At 71.4% G+C, this 4,388-nt stretch carries 6 protein-coding genes; 2 read left to right on the top strand and 4 right to left on the bottom strand.

The features are described 5' to 3' along the window. Window positions 1–337, top strand: a 337-nt coding sequence (locus B7L92_RS26360) for a DUF6083 domain-containing protein (protein WP_081239882.1), incomplete at its 5' end; no start/stop codon positions are given. A 192-nt stretch (window positions 338–529) separates the two neighbouring features. On the opposite strand, the gene B7L92_RS26355 is transcribed toward B7L92_RS26360, so the two are convergent. The 4 genes from B7L92_RS26355 to B7L92_RS26340 form a co-directional block, all read right to left on the bottom strand. Beyond that, complete coding sequence (locus B7L92_RS26355) at window positions 530–1,123, bottom strand: hemerythrin domain-containing protein (RefSeq protein ID WP_081239881.1); 594 nt, start codon at window positions 1,121–1,123, stop codon at window positions 530–532. Window positions 1,124–1,132: 9 nt separating this feature from the next. Further along, a complete protein-coding gene (locus tag B7L92_RS26350) occupies window positions 1,133–2,332 on the bottom strand; it encodes a hypothetical protein (protein ID WP_081239880.1) in 1,200 nt (399 codons plus the stop codon). A gap of 210 nt (window positions 2,333–2,542) precedes the next feature. Further along, window positions 2,543–2,761 (bottom strand): hypothetical protein, encoded by a 219-nt coding sequence (locus B7L92_RS26345; protein ID WP_081239879.1) that lies wholly within the window; start codon window positions 2,759–2,761, stop codon window positions 2,543–2,545. A gap of 111 nt (window positions 2,762–2,872) precedes the next feature. Then, window positions 2,873–3,238, bottom strand: a complete 366-nt coding sequence (locus tag B7L92_RS26340; protein ID WP_107501607.1) for a YybH family protein — start codon at window positions 3,236–3,238, stop codon at window positions 2,873–2,875. A 101-nt stretch (window positions 3,239–3,339) separates the two neighbouring features. On the opposite strand from B7L92_RS26340, the gene B7L92_RS26335 reads away from it, so the two are divergent. Continuing rightward, a complete protein-coding gene (locus tag B7L92_RS26335) occupies window positions 3,340–4,230 on the top strand; it encodes a LysR family transcriptional regulator (RefSeq protein ID WP_081239878.1) in 891 nt (296 codons plus the stop codon). Window positions 4,231–4,388 lie beyond the last annotated feature (158 nt).

Genomic DNA, 4,388 nt, shown 5'->3' with positions numbered 1-4,388 from the left:
CCTCTGCCCCGAATGCGGCCTGGCCGGCGAACGCCGGCCCACCCACACCGGACGGCACGTCCTCCTCGAACCCGGCTACACCCTCCCCGCCCACCTCGTGCCCGGCGGGCACCGCTGGTACCTCGGTGGCGACGGCACCGCCTGGAACGGCGGCTTCGACGAGCCCCCGCCCGGCACCACCTGCCGCATCCCGCACCGGCTCGCCTGCCCCGGCCTCACGCTCGACGAGATCCGACCGTGGCGGTGGCTGGAGGCGGTCCGGGAGTTCAACACGGACCGGGCACGGCGGAAGGCGGACGAGGGCGACTTCCCGGGAGTTCTGCCCGACGTCGGCTGACCGCCCCGGACACCGCCGTCCGCACCGCCCCGTTCGGGGACGTCGGCCACCGCGGCACGGCGGAGCCGCGTTCCGGCTCCGCCGCGCTCCTCCCGGAGGCGCCGGGGTCCACTCCGTACCGGAGTCGGCCCGGACCGCCGCCACTGAGACCCTCCCTCAGGGAAGTCGTGCGATCTCGTTCCCCTCAGGTGGTCAGCGGCCTTCGCCCATGGCCTTGCGGACGGCGTCCTTGGTGCGGTCCATGAGTGCGGCGACGGGGCCGAGGGCGACGTTGGCCGCCGCGGTCTGGACGCCGGGGTGCGGCCGGGTGGGCGCCATGGCCTCGGCCGCCTTCACGGCCTTCGCCATGGTGGCCAGGGTCTTGGCGTCGGCGTTGCGGTAGATGTGGGTGAACTCGTAGCGTTCCTCGGCCCGGGCGTGCTCCTGGACGTCCGTGCGGAGCTTCACGAGACGGGGCATGAAGGTCGGGTCCTCGGTGTCCATCTCGTCCATCTCGGCGAGGGTCTCCTTGGCCGTCTTCTCCTCGGCGAGACGGTCCTCGACGATCTGCTCACCGCCGGGAAAGGCGTGGCGGGCGTAGGGATGGACGACCTCCTGCTCGGCGGTCTCGTGTACGGCCAGCAGCCGCACCAGCCGGCGGAACGCGTCCTGGCGCTCCGCGCCGGTGCAGGCCTCCACCTCGTCGAAGAGGTTGCGGATGTCACCGTGCTGGCGCTTCAGCAGCGCCACCACGTCGTCGTCCGGGGCGTAGTCGTCGCCGGCGTGCGGGGTGTGCAGCTCGGACATGTGCGCCCCTCACTTCTCGCGCATGGCGGGGTCGGGGTGCTCGCCCTCGGACTGCACGCGGTACTCGCGGCCGAACATGTCGTCGTGCTGGGCCATGACCCGCTCGCTCGGCGGCTGCTCGCCGCCGTGGATCTGCTCCTGCAGCTTCTCGAACCGCTCGTGCGCCTCGCGCACGTAGCCCGCGCCCAGTGTGGTCAGGTCCATCTGGGTGTCCAGCAGCTCGCGCAGGTACTGCTTGTTCGGCTCGAAGGTGAGCACGTTCGGCAGCTCGGGGGCCAGGACCTCCTGCGGTTCGCGGCCGTCGTGCCGGCGCATCAGGTCGCAGGCGGTGTGCAGGTGCTCCAGCTCCATGTTCAGGTGCAGCTCCCAGATCGCCTTGACCTTGGGGTCGCTCTCCTGCTGCATGAACGAGTAGTACAGGTAGCACTCGTTGTACTCGTGGTTGACCAGCTGCTCCCACCACGTCTCGCCCGGGTCGACCAGCGACTCGTAGTGCGTGACGTGCTCCTCCTCGATCAGCCCGATCTCCTGGTAGAGCTGGCGGGCGATCGGCTCCATGTAGGTGGGGCCGGTGTTCATGTAGAAGTTCATCGTCTGCTGCTCCGTCGACATGATCGTCAACGCGTGCAGCTTCGACAGCGGATGCGCGACGTTCCTGTCGTACGGGTCGCGGACGTTGTCGACCGGGTTGCGGTGGTGGTACTTCGTCGGCCGGCCGGGCATGACCTCGGTGAGGTTGTCGACGATCGACTCCGCCTTGCGGTGCTCGATCATCTCGTACAGGTTCGCGTACCGGTACAGGTGGTCGAAGTCCTCCAGCACACCGAACTCGTACGCCTGCTTCAGATACGGATCCGGTTCCATCCGCGCCACCCACGCCGTCAGGTCCACCGCGACCTGCTCGTAGGCGATCGTCGTCTCCAGCACGGAGGAGACGCCGGGGAGGAGCCAGTTGACCGCCTTCTGCTGCTGGGCCTCGATGTAGCGGGTCCGGGCCAGCTGCCGCTTGATCTCGGGATCGGGTGTGTGGCGGGCGAGCTGGTGGCTGAACAGGATCGCCTCGACCTCGATGCCGTTCATCGTGATGATGCGGCACCGGGTGTACGGGTCGCAGCGGTCCGGGTCGATCGGGTCCACGTTCAGCTCGCGCCAGTTGCGCAGTTGGCGGTCGAGCGGGATGCCCCGCTGTTCCAGGGGATTGAACGTCACGGGCACTCTCCTCGTCGAGGGGCCGAGCGGGCGGAGTGCCCCGTGACCGTCATCCCCGTCCTGGAGGAGGCAGAGGCACCGGTCTCATGCTTGGGCCGTTCGGGGACGCCCGCCACCGTGGGCGCCCATACGGGTCACCCGGGCCCCGGGGACGGGGGTGGTGCCGTTCGCCCAGGAGGCACACGGCACCACGGCACGTCGCGGGTCCGCCTACTTGGCCGCGTCCAGGGCGGCGAGTGCCTGCGCCCAGCGTGCGTACTTCAGCTCGGCCAGGTCGGCCACGGTCTTCACCCCGAACGCCTCCTGGAGCAGTTCGCCGTCACGGTCGGACACCCCCTTCAGCGCCGCCACCGGCGCGGCCAGGATCTCGGGCAGGCTCTTGTCCGCCCACGCCTTGTCCAGCACCTTGTCCAGGTCGATCGAAGCCATGTGTGTCGTCTCCAAAGGGGTGAGGCGCACCCTGCGCCAACTTCTACAAATCTGTAGAAGTATAGGGCCGCCGACGGCTGCGCAGGATGCGGTTTTCGGCCGTTCGGCACCTCAGCGCACGGGGGGCCGGAACTCCGGCCGGTCGATCAGGCGCAGCCAGCTCCCGTCGGGCCGGCGGCGGACCACCTGGGCGCGGGCGCCCGCGCCGTCGCGGGGCGGGGTCGAGGTGAGGGCGATGTCACCGCTGACCAGGGTCGGCAACGGCTCCTCCGGCTCGAAGCGCGGCGCGTCGGCGAGCACCTTCTCCCACAGCCGGCGGATGGCGTCCCGGCCGACGGTCTCGGTGCCCGGCGGATACGCCATGACGGCGTCCTCCTCGTAGAGCGCGGCGATGCCGGCGGCGTCACCGGCGTTGGCGCGTTCGACGAAGAGGCGGGTGAGGTCCTCCGGCTTCATGGCCTTCTCGTAGGCGTCCACCACTGTCCTTTCCACGGGCCGGTTCCTTGCGCGACCATGCTCCGTCAGCGCCCCGCCACAAGTCCAAGCAATGGTTCTGATCAGCTCTACAATCAACGGTTATGGAGCTGAGGCAGTTGAAGTACTTCGTGGCCGTCGCCGAGGAGGCCAATTTCACGCGCGCCGCGGAACGCGTCCACATCAGCCAGCCCGGCATCAGCGCCCAGATCCGTCAGCTCGAACGGGAGCTCGGGGCCACCCTCATCAACCGCTCCGGCCGCACGGCGGGACCGACCGCGGTCGGTGAGGTCGTGCTGGGCCACGCGCGGGCGGTCCTGGCGGCGGCGCAGGCGCTGCGGGAGGCCGTCGACGAGATGAACGGGCTCGTCCGGGGCAGGCTCGTGGTCGGCATGGTCACCGCCTGCACCGTCACCCCGCTGTTCGACGCCCTGGCCGCGTTCCGCCGGGCCCACCCGGGCGTGGAGATCAGCCTGGTCGAGGACGACTCCGCCGTCCTCGTGGAGCGCGTCCGGGAGGGGGCCGTCGACCTGGCGCTGGTCGGCGCGGCCGGCCGGCCGCCGCAGGACCTGGACGGCTGGCCGGTCGTCAGCGAACCCCTCGTCGCCGCCGTCCCGTCGGACCACCCGCTGGCCGCCCGGGAGGAGATCACGCTCGCCGAGCTGTGCGGCGAACCGGTCATCTGCCTCCCCCCGGGAACCGGTGTCCGGGCGGTGCTGGACCGGACCGCCGCCGAGCACGGCCTCTCCCCGGCCGTCGCCCTCCAGGCGAGCGCCCCCGACGCGGTGATCGACCTCGCGCTGCGCGGGCTCGGGGTCGCCGTGCTCTCGCGGTCCATGGTCGCCGGGCGCACGGACCTGCGCGCCCTCTCCCTCACCGGCGCCGACCTCCCCGCGGTCCTGGCGCTGGTCTCCGCCCCCGCCGCGAGCCCGGCCCTACGCGAACTCCTGGTGCACTGCCGCGCGTCCTTCCGCCTGCCCGCCGAGGACCGCTGAGGAGCCGCCACCGGGACGTCGACGTCCCCGCCGGGCGGGGAGATCACCGGGCCGTCACTGCCGGACCGCGCCGCCGGGGCCGGTCTCCGGACGGCCCCCGTCCTCCTCGGAACCACGGGTCATGAAGGGCCCTCCCGCCGGCCCGGAGCGCTCCGGGC

Origin of the sequence: Streptomyces viridosporus (assembly GCF_002078235.1) — a bacterium.
GTDB classification, from domain to species: Bacteria; Actinomycetota; Actinomycetes; order Streptomycetales; family Streptomycetaceae; genus Streptomyces; species Streptomyces viridosporus.
This window is presented reverse-complemented; position numbering and strand designations above follow the sequence as displayed.